The following is a 14,856-nucleotide window of genomic DNA, read 5'->3' as shown; positions in this document are numbered from 1 at the left end:
CGATGGGGGTTTTCAGGCGGGCGTCGGGGGAGGCTCTTTCCACATGCGCACCCCGCCGGGGCCGGTTGGACAAGGGTTGGTGAATGGCGACGGTCGACAACACGATTACTCCGGGCGATTATCCTGCCCGACATGAAGAGGACGGGCATGATCCCCGTCGCCGGGACTTCATCAATATCGCTGCCGTTGCATGGGCTGGCGTGGGCGCGGGCGTCGTTGTTCTGCCGCTCATCAACCAGATGAACCCATCCGCCGACGTGCTCGCGCTGTCGACGACCGAAGTCGACATCAGCAAGATCGAGCCGGGTCAGGCGATCAAGTCCACCTTCCGCAAGCAGCCGCTTTTCGTGCGCAATCTGACGCCGAAGGAAATCGCCGACGCTGATGCGGTGGCGGTGAGCTCGTTGCGCGATCCGCAGTCCCTGGAAGAGCGGACCAAGGCGGGCAAGAAGAACTGGCTCATCACCCTGGGCGTGTGCACCCACCTGGGCTGCGTGCCGCTCGGCGCGGGCGAGGGCGAGAACAAGGGGCCGTTCGGCGGCTATTTCTGCCCCTGCCATGGCTCGGCGTACGATACCGCCGGCCGCATCCGTCAGGGCCCGGCGCCGACCAACCTGGTCGTCCCGGATTACACATTCACGTCCGACACTGTCGTGACGGTCGGTTGAGGTAGCACGAGAGATGAGCTTTCCCTGGGCCAAACATTATGAGCCAAAGCAGCCGCTGATGCGGTGGATGGACGAGAAGCTGCCGCTGCCGCGTCTCGTCTACAATGCCGTTGGTGCCGGCTATCCCGTGCCGCGTAACCTCAATTATTTCTGGAACTTCGGCGTGCTCGCCGGCGTGGCATTGGTGTGCCAGATCGTCACCGGCATCGTGCTGGCGATGCATTATGGTGCCAACTCGCTAGTCGCCTTCCAGTCGGTCGAGCAGATCATGCGCGACGTGAACGGGGGCTGGTTCCTGCGCTACGCGCACGCCAACGGCGCGTCGATGTTCCTTGCGGTCGTCTATATCCACATCGGCCGCGGCCTTTACTACGGGTCCTACAAGGCGCCGCGCGAGATGGTTTGGCTGCTCGGCGTCGTGATCTTCCTCCTCATGATGGCCACCGCCTTCATGGGTTACGTGCTGCCGTGGGGCCAGATGAGCTTCTGGGGCGCGCAGGTGATCACCGGCTTCTTCTCGGCAATCCCGCTCGTCGGTGAGCCGATCCGCATCCTGCTGCTCGGCGGCTATGCGCCGGACAATGCTGCGCTGAACCGCTTCTTCTCGCTCCACTATCTGCTGCCGTTCGTGATCGCGGGCGTCATCATCCTGCACATCTGGGCGCTGCACATTCCGGGTTCGAACAACCCGACCGGCGTCGATGTGAAGGGCGAGCAGGACACGGTGCCGTTCCACCCGTACTACACGGCCAAGGATGGCGTCGGTGTGGCAGTGTTCTTCCTGATCTTTGCTGCGCTGATCTTCTTCTCGCCGAACATGCTGGGCCACCCCGACAATTACATCGAGGCAAACCCACTCTCGACCCCGGCGCACATCGTGCCTGAATGGTACTTCCTGCCGTTCTACGCGATCCTGAAGAGCTTCACCGCGGACTTCATCCTGACGGGCAAGCTGTGGGGCGTTCTGGCGATGTTCGGGTCGATCCTGCTGCTGTTCTTCCTGCCGTGGCTGGACTCGTCGCCGGTGCGCTCGGCCAACTACCGCCCGACCTATCGCTGGTTCCTCGCCGTCCTGCTGATCGACGTGCTGGTGCTCGGCTATATCGGCGGTGCGGAAGCGACAGCGCGCAACGTCATCATCGGTCAGATCGCGACGGCTTATTACTTCGCGCACTTCCTGATCATCCTGCCGATCGTGTCGCGCTCGGAGCGTCCGCGCCCGCTGCCGAATTCGATCACCGAGGCGGTGCTCGCCAAGCATGGTGGCACGTCGCCGGCGCAGACCGCGCTGGCGCACTGAGCCGATACGGGGGAATTACAAGAAAATGGTTCGTACCATCGCACTCCTGATCGGCGCGGGCTTCGTGTTCGTGCTCGGCATCGCGCTGTTCGGGACAATCTCGACCGCGATCACCGATCCGGCGCCCGAAACCGCGGAACATGAGTTCCACTTGCACCCGAAGAACGTCGGCCTTCCCTCGGAAGGCCTGTTCGGCAAGTTCGACAAGCAGCAGCTGCAGCGCGGCCTGAAGGTCTATCAGGAGGTTTGCGCCGCCTGCCACAGCCTGAAGTATGTCTCGTTCCGCGACTTCGAGGAGCTCGGCTACAGCGAAGGCCAGGTGAAGGCACTCGCGCAGGCTTGGCCCATCGAGCAGCCGAGCGTAAACCCGGAGACAGGCGAAGCCGCAACGCGGAAGAACATCCCGTCCGACCGCATCCCGAGCCCCTATCCGAACGAGGTTGCGGCGCGCGCGGCAAACAACAATGCGCTTCCGCCTGACCTGTCGCTGATGACCAAGGCTCGGCACGACGGCGCGAACTATGTCGCCTCGCTGCTGACCGGCTACCAGAACCAGCCGGCTGAGCTGCTGCGCAAGTTCCCGGATGCCAAGACGCCGACCGGGCTGCACTACAACCCGTATTTCGCAAACCTCAACATCGCGATGCCGCCGCCGATCACGTCGGACGGGCAGGTGACCTATGAGGACGGCACGCAGGCGACGCGTGACCAGATGGCGAAGGACGTGGCAGCGTTCCTCACCTGGACCGCAGAACCGAACCTGGAATCGCGGCACGGCGCTGGCTTTGCGACGGTGATCTTCCTGGTCATCTTCGTCTTCCTCACCATCGGCGCCTATCGGAACGTCTGGCGCGGGGTGAAGCACTAAGACCTCGCTCGGCTCCACGGCCCGGCCAACAAGGCCCCGCTCGCCCGGCGCGAGCGGGGCCTTCTTGTTTCGGCAAACAGGCGCTTGGCACCGCGTCGGGCAACTTCCTTGCGGTGCGCCGGCGGGACAGGCATGTGAGGTCCATGACCTCGCGTGAAAGCCAGACGCCGAAAGCACCCCAGGTGGGCGGGCCTGACAACCAGGATCTGAAGGCGCTGATCCGAACAATCCCCGACTTCCCGAAGCCAGGCATCCAGTTTCGAGACATCACTACTTTGCTGCTCGATCCGCAGGGGCTGGCGCAAAGTGTCGAGCGGATGGCCGCGGCGACCACGGAGCCGATTGACCTTGTGGCGGGCATCGAAGCGCGCGGGTTCCTCTTCGCCGCAGCACTGGCGGTGCCCTTGAAGGCGGGCGTGCTGCTGATCCGTAAGGATGGCAAGTTGCCGGGGGTCACGATCGCCGAAGACTATGCGCTGGAATATGGGCAAGACCGTATCGCCATGCATGCGGATGCTTGTGCGCCCGGCGCGCGCATCTTGCTGATCGATGATCTGATTGCCACCGGTGGAACGGCGCGCGCGGCGGTCAGGCTGTTGCGAAAGGCCGGTGCAGTGGTGACCCAAGCGCAATTCCTTGTCGACCTGCCCGATCTCGGCGGCGCTGCAGCATTGCGGAAGGACGGCATTGATGTGCACGCGCTTGTTTCGTTCCCGGGCCATTAAGGAACTTCGCTTTATTGCTCTCGTTTCAAGAGCATTGCGGTGCGTAATTGCCGCTTCTCCAATGTACGGGAGTGAGAACATGGGTCTCAAGCGCTTCGGCCTGCTGGCCTTGATCGGTGGACTTGCCGTCGGAACGGCCGCTTGCACGGACGGATATGGCTATGGCGGTGCGTCGCTCGGCTATGGATCGGCCTATTATGCCGATCCTTATTATGCCGACGCGGGCTGGGGCGGTTACGGCCTCGGCTATGGCGGCACCTTCGGATGGTACAACGACTTCTATTATCCGGGCACCGGCGTTTACGTCTACGACCGCTATCGCCGTCCGCACCGCTGGAACAATGCACAGCGGCGCTATTGGCAGTCGCGGCCCGGCTGGAACCAGCCTGGCGCGCGTGCCAACTGGAATGATTTCCGCCGGGACTATCGCGCGGAAAGGCGTGACTTTCGGGGCGACTTGCGCGGCAATCGGCAGGATTTCCGCGACGGCACGATCAATCGCGATCAGTTCCGCCAGGGGCGGCAGGATGCGCGCCGCGAGTTCCGGCGCGACGTGCGCCAGGACTGGCGTGATCTGCGGCGAGAAAATCGCGCAGATGGCGTGCGTACGCCGGGGTTCAACCGGAGCCCGGGCTTTACCCGCAACCCTGGTATCAACCGCGGCAGCGGCAGCGGCGGCGGCCGCGGCGCCAACCCGCGCGGGGCCGAGCGCCCGCGGTAACGCCGGCCTGTAGCGCGGCCCGCGCCGGCTCAGGCGGCTGGGCGGGTCGCGATCAAGCCGTTCGACACCATGGACATGACGGCGACATCGTCCTGATTGTAAACAGTCATGCGGCTCTTGAAGATGCCCATTTCTGGACGCGACTGCGACTGACGCTTTTCGATAACTTCGGTCTCGCACCGCAGGGTGTCGCCCGGATAAACGGGCTTCAGCCAGCGCAACTCGTCGACACCCGGTGATCCAAGGCCCGCTTGCTTGTTGTTCTTCAGGTTTGCGACGATCATGGACATGACCATCGCACAGGTGTGCCAGCCACTGGCCGAGAGCCGGCCGAAATGCGTCTGCGCCGCAGCTTCGTCCGATAGGTGGAACGGCTGCGGATCATAGCGGCTCGCGAAATCCATCACCTCCTCACGCGTGACGTGATAGCTGCCGAAGTTCGCCTTGGTGCCGACGGCAATGTCTTCGAAATACTGCATTCTCTCTCCTATCGGTTCTGCAACACGGGGCGGAAAACCGCGTCCGTTCCGTCCAGCTTTGGATCGGCCGGCAGGCGTAGCAGGGTGCGGAGCAGCGGCGCCACCGCGACATTGTCAAACGCCCGTAGCGTCTGCCCACGCGCAAAGGCCGGGCCATTGGCAATGAACAAGGCGCTCATGCTGGGCGCCATGGGATCGAACCCGTGGTTGCCGCGCGTGTAGCTTTGGGCGGGCGCAGTCTTCATCAATTCCCATCCGTCCGCCGCCAGGCAGAGAAAGGGCGGGATGCGTGTGTTGCGGCCATAGTGGAAGCGCGCAGGGATGTTCTCCTTGCGCCAGCATTCCATGTGCGGGTGCGACTTCAGCAATGCGGACGCGACTGCCGCCTCCCGTGCCGGCAACGGGGCAAAAGTTGCATAGGGGCCTGCCTCCACGATCCGGGCGTCGGTCGCGGCAACGATCTGATCGAGCGGAACCACCCGCTCGCTTGATGTTGCCGCCATGCCATGGTCGGACACGATGATCAGATTGGCAGGCTGGCCGAGCTCCGCCAATTCCGAGACCAGTTCACCGATCTGCCGGTCGACTTCCGCCAGCGCCGTCTGCACGCCTGCCGAGTCCGGACCGCCGCGATGCCCTTCGGTATCCACGACATCGAAATAGGTGGTCACGAACTGGGGCCGGATGTCAGCAGGGCGGCGCATCCAGTCGATCACCTGGCGGACGCGGTTCTCGCCCGGCATCTGCTGGCTGAACGCCTGCCAGTCGCTCGGCCGCACGCCGCCCGTCAACGTGTTCGGCCACTCGGTCGCGCGCGTGCCGCCCCAAGCCACCGTTGATCCCGGCCAGAACATGGAGGCGGTGCGCACGCCTGCCTGCTCCGCCGTCACCCAGATCGGGGGCGCGGCATTCCACCAGAAGGGATCGTCGGTGGCCATGGTGAAGACCTCGCCCGGCCGGGCCGGATCCTCCATCATGTTGGCTGTGATGCCATGGCGATCGGGACGGAGCCCGGTCACGAGCGTCCAGTGATTGGGGTAGGTTTTGGAGGGGAAGGACGGTCGCATTGGCCCCGTCACGCCCTCTTTCGCCAGGCGCGACAGATTGGGTGTGACACCGCGCTTGAGATAATCTGTCCGAAAGCCGTCGATCGAGACCAGGATGGTCACGGGCGTACGGATTTCGTTCTGCGCGGCCAGCGTGGTCTGCGGTGCTGGCGATGTAGCAAGCGGCAGGGCAGGGGGCGTTCCGGGATAGCCGCAACCGGCCAGGAACGAGGCAGCGAAGAGAGCGGGAATGAGTCGGCGTAGCATCCGTCCCCGGTAGCGATCAGAGCGGCTGCTGTCGCCCACCGCATTGGACGCGCGCGGCGCTTCGATCACCAGAGACACACGGGAGGGATCGGCGGCCCGCCCGTGCGGCTATGCCCGGAAAGAAAGGCTTGGATCAGCGCGCTGGCGTCGCTGCCGGAGCGACGCGCCAGATCACGTTGCCCACGTCATCGGCGACGAGCATCGCGCCTGTGCGATCCCCGATCACCCCCACCGGCCGCCCCATCGCCTCGCCATCGGCATTCAGGAAGCCTGTTAGGATGTCGACCGGCTTCGCGCCAGACACGGGCCAACCTTTCGGCGTGAACGGTACGAACACTACCTTGTAGCCTGACGGCGGCACACGGTTCCATGAACCATGCTCCCCGATAAAGGCGCCTTGCGCGAACCGCTGCCCCAGGTTCACGTCTCCGGCGAAGGTCAGGCCCAGCGCCGCGACGTGCGGCCCCAGCGCATAGTCGGGCCGCTTGGAATATTGCTGAAGCTGCGGATTGGCAGGCTCGACCCGCTTGTCGGGATAGCCGCCCCAATAATACCACGGCCAGCCGAAGTGGTCGCCGAGTTCGATCGCGGTCAGATAATCCGGCACGATGTCGGATCCCAGCATGTCGCGCTCGTTCACCACCGTCCACAGCTGCTTGGACTGCGGATTGATCGCCATGCCATTGGGGTTGCGCAGACCGGCGGCATAGATGCGCGAGGTCTTTTCCTTGGGCCATACTTGCAGGATGTTGGCCCGGCGTCGCTCGAGATCGAGCCCCTTTTCAGCAACGTTCGAGGCGGATCCGACCGACACGTACAAGGTGCGGCCATCCTCCGCCGTGATCACGTTGCGTGCCCAATGGTTCTCCCCTCCAGGAAGCTTCACCACCATTTCGGGCTTCGCCGCAATCTTGGTTGCACCCTCTTCATAGGGGACGCGCACCAGGGCGTCGGTATTCGCAATGTAGAGCTGCCCGTCCAGCAGCGTCATGCCGAACGGAGAATTGAGCCCGGTCATGAACACGGAGCGGAATTCTGCTCGACCATCGCCATCGGCGTCGCGCAGCAGCGTGATGCGATTGGCGGAAGGCACGCCGGCGCCGGCGCGCCCCATCAGGTAACGCATCACTCGATCGACGAAGCTGCGTCCACGCGGCGGCGAATTGGTTTCCGCCACAAGCACGTCGCCGTTCGGCAGGCGATACATCCAGCGGGGATGATCCAGCCCCTCGGCGAAACGCGCCACGGTGAGCCCGGCCGCAACCTGCGGCTTCGCGCCGGCCGCCCAGCCGACCGCGTCAGCCACCTTGACGGTGGGGATCATCTGGCTGCGCGGCTCGGTGATCTTCGGCCGCTGGCCGGTCACTTCGGCAACGCCAAGCCGGGCCTTGTCGGGCCAGCTCAGCCAGGTGAAGATGCCAATGCCGGCAAGGATGATCAGGCCGAGCACGATCAGGATGTGTTTGCGCATGAATTCGAGATAGACGCGCCGAACGGGCGGGGAAAGGGCGCAGGACGATGTCGAGCGCCTCGAACGCGCAACAGGCGCGGATTATTGGCGTTCCGGCTGCTGCTCAGGCCAGCAACGCGTCCGACAACAGCAACAGCAACTTCACGTCCATCGCGGCGCCTTCGGTACGTTTCCGGGCGACAAAGTCCGGGAGCGTCGCGCGCGGCACGACGTGGACGGTAATGTCCTCTTCCGCATCGCCGCCGCCTTCGCCGACCTTCACCAGATTACGCGCGCGTACCAGCGTGAAGCCCTCGCTCACCATGCCGGGGGACGAATGGAAGAAGCCTAGAGGTTCGATCGAGCCGGCCCGATAACCAGTCTCCTCCTCCAGTTCGCGCCGGGCCGCCTCAACCAGCGGCTCGCCTGCCTCTACGTCTCCGATCAGTCCGGCCGGAAGCTCAAGGCAATGACGTCCCAGCGGCACGCGATATTGCTCGACCAGGATCACCTCGTCGGCATCGGTGATCGCCACGATCACGGCAGCGCCGATCCCTCTCGATCGCGAGGCATATTCCCATTTGCCCTGCTTCACCATCTTGATGAAGCGGCCTTCCCACATGGTTTCGGCGGGGATCTCGTCCGTCATAGTTCGATCAATCGATCCGGCAGTTCATTAGGGTTGGTGCCCGTGCGCGGAAAATGCTCTGCCAGCACGACGCCGATTTCCTCGACGGCCGCCGCCATGCCGTCTCCGGGACGCCCGTCCTTCACCGCCGCCAGCAAGACCGCCATGGCATGGCCCCACACATCGGGCGAGACACGGCTGTGGATGCCGGCATCAGCGACGATTTCGGCGCGATGCTCGTCAAGGCTGAGGTAGAGGAGTACGCCCGTCGCAGCGACGGTGCGATGCTCCGCGCTAGCCCGAAACAGGGTGAGCGCGCGGGCATGAACCCGCCTGGTCTTGGTCGCGCCGGGTGTCAGCGCCATGCGCAGCGTCGGTAGGGCAAGCAGGTAACGCACCAGCAGAAAGACCACAACGGACAGGATGGTGGCCACCGTCAGTGCAGTCCCGGTGGAGACGTGTTCGTTCCACGATCCGCCGGTCAGCAGGTGAACGGCGTCAACCGCGCTCGGAAACGTTGCCAGCAGCGCCAGCACGAGCAGCATGGCGAGGATGGCCCAATGCAGTCCGACATCATGATAGGCGTCAGAGCGGCGGGCGCCGCCACTCGCGCCCGCCAGCAATCACGTTCCGCTGATCGCGGCGGCCGAGGCGGGGGAATGGGCAGCAACACCTCCCGCGCGCGCCAGCCGTGGCTGGCGGCTGGGCGCAGCTGTCGCTGCGATCGGCCTGACCGCGGCCGGCGCGTTCCTGGCCCGCGGCGCGGCCAGCGAAGACGAGGACATCGGCTACCATCCGCTCGACACGCCCAAGCCGCTGGCCGATGATCTGTGGATCGTGGACAGTGGCCCGATCAGCGCCTTCGGCATGAAGCTGCCGATCCGCATGACGGTGATCCGCCTCAAGGACGGCAGCCTGTGGCTCCATTCGCCGACGCGTTATACGCCGGCACTGGCGAAGGCGCTCGGTGGGCTCGGCCCGATCCGCCACCTGGTGGCGCCGTCGCTGGCGCATTGGACGTTCCTGAAGGAGTGGCAGCGCGCCTTTCCTGATGCCACCACCTGGGCCGTACCGGCGTTGCGCCAGCGATCGCAGGTCCAGCAATCGGGCGTGCGGATCGACAATGATCTGGTCGAGGGTGGCCCGCTGGCGTGGAATGCGGACATTGAGCAGGGGATCGTCCATGGCGGTGGCGGCTCCGAGGAAGCATGGTTTTTTCACCACCCGAGCCGCACGCTGGTGCTGACCGACCTCATAGAGAATCTCGACCCGGCAAAGCTTCGCCCGGCCACCGCGGCCGTGATGCGGGCCACGGGCGCAACGGCGGGCACCACCGCCTTTCACCTGCGATCGGCGCTGCGGATGCGTGCCGATTCCGTCCGGTCGGCGGTCGAGAGGATGATGGCGCTTGCACCCGAGCGCGTGGTGTTCGCGCATGGCGATATATTCCGGGGTGCCGGCACGGCCCGGCTCGCCAGCGCCTTCGCCTGGCTTCGCTGACGTGAGGCGCCCGCTCAGTGCCTCCTGAGCGGGCGAAGGCGCATCACAGGAGCAGGCGAAACAGCGCGCCGCCGCCGGGCGCATCATGCACCTCCAGCGTGCCGCCATGCGCCACCGCGATTTGTCGCGCGAGGTTCAGCCCCACCCCCGTGCCCTTCGCGCGGGTGGTGAAGAACGGCAGGAACACCTCTTGTCGCAGCTTCGCGGGCACGCCCGGGCCATTGTCCGCCACCTCGACCAACACCGGGCGGGCTGGCGCGATGGTCAGCGTCACCTGCGGGTCGGGGCGGTGCTCGCTGGCCGCCTGCGCGGCGTTGCGCATCAGGTTCAGCAGCAATTGCGACAGCAGCGCCCGGTCACCGTGAATGGTGAGCGGATCGGCCTTCACCTGCAATGCCACGTCGGGCCATTCGGCGCGGAACAGCCGGGCATGTTCCTCCGCGAACTCGGTCGCCGGAAACGCGTGCTGCACCACCGTCGGCTCGCGCGCGACGACGCGATAACTGTCGATGAAATGACCGAGGCCCTGCGTGCGGCGCGCCAAGGTGTTGGCGGCCTCGCGCGCGTCGGCAATCCGGGCGGCATCGACATGCTCATTAGACAGCAGCGTCGCAGTCGTCTGCGCCAGTGACATGACCGGTGTCAGCGAGTTCAGGATTTCATGCGTCAGGACGCGAATGATGTCGGTCTGCGCCGCCATTTCCACGGCATCCAGCGTTTCCTGCACCGGCTGGACCACCACGGCGCGGGTCCGCCGGCCCAGGCGATTTAGCGTCGCCTGACGCACCAGGGTTCGCTTGGCACGCCCGTCCAGGTTCAGGATCAGCATCTCCTCGCCGGCCGCATCCTCGTCGGCCAAGCGCCGAGCGAATGTGGCGCCATAGGTGGCGTAATCTTCCGCCCTGACGCCGCTGTGCCGGGTGAAGAGCGCCCGCGCGGCCTTGTTGCCGGGCTCCACGCGGCCGCCATCGATCGTCAGCAGCGCAATCGGCATGTCGTCGATCAGGGCGTCCTTGTACCGCAGCTCGGCATCCGTCTGCCCGCGCTGTTCGCGCAGGCGCCGGATGGTGTCATTCAGCGCCGCGCCCAGCGTGCCGAAGCCGGCGCCGCCCGCCTCGGGAAAGTGCGCGGCGAAATCGCCCAGCCGTACCGCCTCGAGGAAGCGCGCCAGTTCCAGATTGGTGCGCGCGACATGCCGCCACAGCGTCAGCGCGGCCAGCATCGAAATGCCGATCGTCACCACCCGCACCATCACCAGCGACGGCGTGCGGAAAGCCCAAACCACCGCCATCAGCGCCAGCAGCAGCACCGATATGCGGAAGATCAGGCCCAGCGTGAAGCGCCGGTCAAAGCCCATGCTTTTCCATGCGCCGATAGAGAGCCGCCCGTGAAAGCCCCAATTCGCCGGCGGCGAGCGTGATGTTGTAGCCGTGCTTGCGCAGCGCCTCCTCCACCAGCCGCCGTTCCACCCGGTCCAGGTTCAGATCCGGCGGCGGGCTGCTCGGGTGATGAGCGACGGCGCGGTGCATGCCCGCTTCGAGGCCGAAATCCTCGGGCTCAAGAACAGGACGGGCGGCGAGAATGGTCGCGCGCTCCACCGCATGGCGCAGCGCGCGCACGTTGCCGGGCCAGTCATGCGCGATCAGCGCGACGCGCGCGGCATCGCTCAGCACCGGGCAGGGGCGCTCGTAACGCGCGGCGTAATGGGCGAGGAAATGCTCGGTCAGCTCGATCACGTCCTCGGGTCGCTCCGCCAGCGGCGGCAGCGCGATCTCCACCGTATTCAGGCGATAGAGCAGATCCTGGCGGAACAGCCGTTCGTCCATCAGCCGCTCGCGCGGCATGTTGGTGGCGGCGATCACCCGGATGTTCACCTTCACCGGCTTGTTCGCGCCCACCGGCGTCACCTGCCGCTGCTCCAGCGCGGTCAGCAACTTGGGTTGCAGGTGGAGGGGCAGGTTACCGATCTCGTCCAGAAACAAGGTGCCGCCGTCCGCCGCCTGGATGCGCCCGATGCGATCGGCCTTGGCGTCGGTGAACGCACCTTTCACATGGCCGAATAATTCGCTGTCGATCAGCTCGGTGGCGATCGCGCCAAGATCCACCGTCTGAAGCACCTTGGTCGCGCGCAGCGATCGGGCGTGCAGCTCGCGCGCGACCACTTCCTTGCCCGTCCCGTTCTGGCCCAGCACCAGAACATTGGCATCGGTCGGCGCCGCCCGGTCGATCAGTGAATGGACCCGCGCCATCGCCGGCGAATGCCCCAGCAACGGGGACTTGGACGCGGGCGCCGGCTGCGGCGCCCCCGCTGCGCTGCGGGAGCGGCGAAGCGCGGCAGCGGTTCGGACGGTGGCGAGCAGACGATCGTTGGACCATGGCTTGGGCACGAAATCCGTCGCGCCGCGCTTCATCGCCGCCACCGCGACATGCACGCCGGCGTGCGCGGTGATCATTACCACCACCATTTCCGGATCAATCGCGGTCAGCCGATCGAGCCACTCCAGCCCTTCGCTGGCGTCGGTCGCGCCCCGCGCGAAGTTCGCGTCCAGCAGCACCACATCGGGCGCGCGCTCCTCGATCTCGGGCAGTGCCTCCTCCGGCGTTCGCGCGGTCAGCACCTCGCGAAAGAGCGGCCGCAGCAGCAATCGCGCTGCCAGCAGGATATCGTCGTCATCGTCGACGATCACGCAGCGATCGAATTCAGGCCCCATCCCGTCCGCTCTCGTACAGCTACTGTTCGACTTTGAACAATCAAGTCTTGTGCCAGCCCGGGCAAAGCACAGTTTCTCAAGCTCTTAGCTGATTTCCGCCGTTTTTCATGCCGGCGCTCTATCCTAATTCTTGGCGTGCGGATCCGAAAAGTCGGGAATTTTCCGGTGTGCGGATCGGCCCATACCCTTAGCTTCACCGATCCTGTCGATCGAACCTGAGCCGCTTCGGCAACACGCGTTGAGCCAACTGGCACGCGGCCTGCAAGGGGCCGATCATGACCAAGGTGCTCCTTCCCCGTTTGCTGTTGCTCGCCGCTGTCGTGGTCGCTGGTGTCGCTCTCGCACGAGCGCCCGCCAATGCTTCAACGCCGACGATCTCACTGTCGGTCGTAACGCCGCACCTCAGCATCGCGGTGGCGATGTGAACCGTCCGATTTCGCACACTTCCGTTCGGATCCGGACGCGATGAGCGTCGTGCACATGCCGAAAGACCATCCGGCGGAGCCGCGCGCCGTGTCGGGCAGCGGCATGGACAGGGTCGTGGTGCGCAAGCGCCTGCCGCGCTCCTGGGTGATCGCCGGTGCGGCACTTGGGCTGATCGCCATCATTCTGCTGATCTGGTGGATCGTGCCCCGCGGCAGCACGCAGTCGATCGCCGCAGACCGGCTGACGATCGCGTCGGTGCAGCGTGGTACGTTCGAGGATTACATCCCGCTGCGCACCCGAGTGACCCCGCTGCTTACCGTGTATATCGACGCGATCGAGGGCGGGCGGGTCGAAAAGGTGCTGGTGGAGGATGGCACCATGCTTGCCGCGGGCCAGCCGATCGCGATCCTGTCGAATGCGGAGCTGCAACTGTCGACGCTCGCGCGCCAGACGGAGGTCGAGCAGCAGATCAACAACATGCGCGCGCAGGAGCTTTCGCTCGCACAGACCCGCGTGCTGAACGAGCGCGCCGTGCTGGAGGCGCAGCTCGCGCTGGAAAAGGCGCAGCGCCAGTTCGATCGCGAGGCGCCGCTGGCAGCGCGTGGCTTCATCGCCGGCCGGCAGTTCGCCGATACGGGCGACCAGCTGCGCTACGAGCGCCAGCGGCTCGCCGTGGTGCGTCAGGGCCGCAGCACGGATGACAAGCTGCAACGCGGCCAGCTTGCGCAGCAGCGCGCCTCCACGGCCTCGCTTCAGGCGGGGCTGGAGCTGGCTCGCGCCAATCTCAACGCGCTGAACCTGCGCGCGCCGGTCGCGGGGCAATTGTCCGGCTTTTCGATCCAGGTCGGCCAGTCGATGTCGCCGGGCGAGCGGATCGGCCAGATCGATTCACCCGGCCGCAACAAGCTGCAGGCCGGCGTGGATGAGTTCTTCCTGGGCCGTGTGGAAGTGGGGCAGAAGGCGCGGATCGATGCCGGCAGCCGTACCCACCTGGCGCGCGTCACCAAGATCTTCCCCCAGGTGCAGAACGGCCAGTTCCAGATCGAGCTTCAGTTCGTCGGTGCGGAGCCGGAACGGCTGCAGCGCGGCCAGACGGTGCAGGCGCGGCTGACGCTCAGCGATCCTGCGTCCGCGGTGCTGATCCCGAACGGCGGCTTCTACAACGATACGGGTGGCGCCTGGGTGTTCGTGGTGGCGCCCGATGGCCGCTCCGCAGTGAAGCGCCCTGTTCGGCTGGGCCGCCGCAATCAGGATCATGTCGAGGTGCTCGACGGGCTCACGCCGGGCGAGCGCGTGATCACCTCCCCCTACACCGGGTTCGCCGACAAGGACGCGCTCGATCTCACCCAAGGAAAGGATATTTGATGCTTCGGATGCGTGACGTGATGCGGCTGTATCGCACCGACAGCGTCGAGACGGTGGCGCTGGACGGGATCGACCTGGATATCGCCGCGGGGGAATTCGTCGCGATCATGGGACCGTCCGGGTGCGGCAAATCGACGCTGCTCAACGTCATCGGCCTGCTCGATAGCCCGACCAGCGGCTCCTATGTCTTCGATGGCACGGAGGTCGCCGGCCTGGGCGAGGCGAAGCTCGCGGCGTTCCGCAAGGCGCACATCGGCTTCATCTTCCAGAGCTTCAATCTGGTCGACGAGCTGACCGTGCGCGACAATATCGAACTGGCGCTGCTCTATCACGACGTCTCCGCCAAGGAGCGGCGCTCGCGGGCGGAGGAGGTAATGGACCGCGTGGGCATCGGTCACCGCGCCCGCCATCGCCCCAGCCAGCTTTCCGGTGGCCAGCAGCAGCGCGTGGCGGTGGCCCGCGCGCTGGTTGCCACGCCCAAGCTGATCCTGGCCGACGAGCCGACCGGCAATCTTGATACCAATCATGGCGAGGAGGTGATGCGCATGCTGCAGCAGCTGAACGCGGAAGGATCGACCATCGTGATGGTCACCCACTCGCCCGCCCATGCCGATTACGCCAGTCGCGTGGTCAACATGCTGGACGGTCGGATTCTCCAGGAACGCCGGCGCGCGGCATGATCGCGCCCGCCCCCCTTCAGCC

16 protein-coding genes are annotated in these 14,856 nt (G+C 65.6%); 9 read left to right on the top strand and 7 right to left on the bottom strand.

Going from position 1 to position 14,856, the window contains the following annotated elements; translation table 11 throughout:
* Positions 1 to 83 precede the first annotated feature (83 nt).
* From petA to AX702_RS01000, 5 genes are all read left to right on the top strand, one after another.
* A complete protein-coding gene (gene petA, locus AX702_RS01020) occupies positions 84 to 668 on the top strand; it encodes a ubiquinol-cytochrome c reductase iron-sulfur subunit (RefSeq protein ID WP_066775213.1) in 585 nt (194 codons plus the stop codon).
* Between the two features lie 13 nt (positions 669 to 681).
* Complete coding sequence (locus AX702_RS01015; protein ID WP_066775210.1) at positions 682 to 1,968, top strand: cytochrome b; 1,287 nt, start codon at positions 682 to 684, stop codon at positions 1,966 to 1,968.
* A 25-nt stretch (positions 1,969 to 1,993) separates the two neighbouring features.
* Positions 1,994 to 2,836, top strand: coding sequence for a cytochrome c1 (locus tag AX702_RS01010; RefSeq protein ID WP_066775207.1), 843 nt, complete (start codon positions 1,994 to 1,996; stop codon positions 2,834 to 2,836).
* A gap of 143 nt (positions 2,837 to 2,979) precedes the next feature.
* Positions 2,980 to 3,561: an adenine phosphoribosyltransferase gene (locus AX702_RS01005; protein WP_066775205.1), complete on the top strand. Its 582-nt coding sequence runs from the start codon at positions 2,980 to 2,982 to the stop codon at positions 3,559 to 3,561.
* A gap of 79 nt (positions 3,562 to 3,640) precedes the next feature.
* On the top strand, positions 3,641 to 4,282 hold the full coding sequence (locus tag AX702_RS01000; RefSeq protein WP_066775203.1) for a hypothetical protein: 642 nt from the start codon (positions 3,641 to 3,643) through the stop codon (positions 4,280 to 4,282).
* Positions 4,283 to 4,311: 29 nt separating this feature from the next.
* On the opposite strand, the gene AX702_RS00995 is transcribed toward AX702_RS01000, so the two are convergent.
* The 5 genes from AX702_RS00995 to AX702_RS00975 form a co-directional block, all read right to left on the bottom strand.
* Positions 4,312 to 4,761, bottom strand: coding sequence for a MaoC family dehydratase (locus tag AX702_RS00995; protein ID WP_066775201.1), 450 nt, complete (start codon positions 4,759 to 4,761; stop codon positions 4,312 to 4,314).
* 8 nt (positions 4,762 to 4,769) lie between these two features.
* The gene (locus AX702_RS00990) at positions 4,770 to 6,074 is read right to left on the bottom strand and encodes an alkaline phosphatase family protein (protein WP_066775306.1); all 1,305 of its coding nucleotides are present in this window, start codon (positions 6,072 to 6,074) and stop codon (positions 4,770 to 4,772) included.
* Positions 6,075 to 6,207: 133 nt separating this feature from the next.
* The gene (locus AX702_RS00985; protein ID WP_066775199.1) at positions 6,208 to 7,545 is read right to left on the bottom strand and encodes a PQQ-dependent sugar dehydrogenase; all 1,338 of its coding nucleotides are present in this window, start codon (positions 7,543 to 7,545) and stop codon (positions 6,208 to 6,210) included.
* A 103-nt stretch (positions 7,546 to 7,648) separates the two neighbouring features.
* Complete coding sequence (locus tag AX702_RS00980) at positions 7,649 to 8,173, bottom strand: NUDIX hydrolase (RefSeq protein ID WP_066775193.1); 525 nt, start codon at positions 8,171 to 8,173, stop codon at positions 7,649 to 7,651.
* The gene (locus AX702_RS00975) at positions 8,170 to 8,775 is read right to left on the bottom strand and encodes a TPM domain-containing protein (protein WP_066775191.1); all 606 of its coding nucleotides are present in this window, start codon (positions 8,773 to 8,775) and stop codon (positions 8,170 to 8,172) included. The genes AX702_RS00980 and AX702_RS00975 overlap by 4 nt, the downstream gene beginning before the upstream one ends.
* 214 nt (positions 8,776 to 8,989) lie before the next feature.
* Here AX702_RS00975 and AX702_RS00965 point away from each other — a divergent pair, with 214 nt between their 5' ends.
* Complete coding sequence (locus AX702_RS00965) at positions 8,990 to 9,652, top strand: DUF4336 domain-containing protein (RefSeq protein ID WP_197420453.1); 663 nt, start codon at positions 8,990 to 8,992, stop codon at positions 9,650 to 9,652.
* 43 nt (positions 9,653 to 9,695) lie between these two features.
* On the opposite strand, the gene AX702_RS00960 is transcribed toward AX702_RS00965, so the two are convergent.
* A complete protein-coding gene (locus tag AX702_RS00960) occupies positions 9,696 to 11,009 on the bottom strand; it encodes a sensor histidine kinase (protein WP_066775184.1) in 1,314 nt (437 codons plus the stop codon).
* The gene (locus AX702_RS00955; protein ID WP_066775181.1) at positions 10,999 to 12,363 is read right to left on the bottom strand and encodes a sigma-54-dependent transcriptional regulator; all 1,365 of its coding nucleotides are present in this window, start codon (positions 12,361 to 12,363) and stop codon (positions 10,999 to 11,001) included. Before AX702_RS00955 ends, AX702_RS00960 begins: the two co-directional genes overlap by 11 nt.
* Before the next feature lie 275 nt (positions 12,364 to 12,638).
* Here AX702_RS00955 and AX702_RS21925 point away from each other — a divergent pair, with 275 nt between their 5' ends.
* Genes AX702_RS21925 through AX702_RS00945 form a run of 3 tightly spaced genes read left to right on the top strand, consistent with a single transcriptional unit; the run spans position 12,639 to position 14,834 of the window.
* Positions 12,639 to 12,788 carry a hypothetical protein gene (locus AX702_RS21925; RefSeq protein WP_156455301.1) on the top strand — a complete coding sequence of 50 codons (150 nt, stop codon included), beginning with the start codon at positions 12,639 to 12,641 and terminating at the stop codon, positions 12,786 to 12,788.
* A 55-nt stretch (positions 12,789 to 12,843) separates the two neighbouring features.
* Positions 12,844 to 14,154 carry an efflux RND transporter periplasmic adaptor subunit gene (locus AX702_RS00950; protein WP_231731677.1) on the top strand — a complete coding sequence of 437 codons (1,311 nt, stop codon included), beginning with the start codon at positions 12,844 to 12,846 and terminating at the stop codon, positions 14,152 to 14,154.
* Positions 14,154 to 14,834, top strand: coding sequence for an ABC transporter ATP-binding protein (locus tag AX702_RS00945; protein WP_066775170.1), 681 nt, complete (start codon positions 14,154 to 14,156; stop codon positions 14,832 to 14,834). The genes AX702_RS00950 and AX702_RS00945 overlap by 1 nt, the downstream gene beginning before the upstream one ends.
* Positions 14,835 to 14,856: the final 22 nt, after the last annotated feature.

It is taken from the genome of Sphingomonas sp. CCH5-D11 (assembly GCF_001557395.1).
Taxonomy (GTDB): Bacteria; Pseudomonadota; Alphaproteobacteria; order Sphingomonadales; family Sphingomonadaceae; genus Sphingomonas.
The sequence above is the reverse complement of the archived record's forward strand: the minus strand, read 5'-3'. Positions and strand labels throughout refer to the sequence as shown.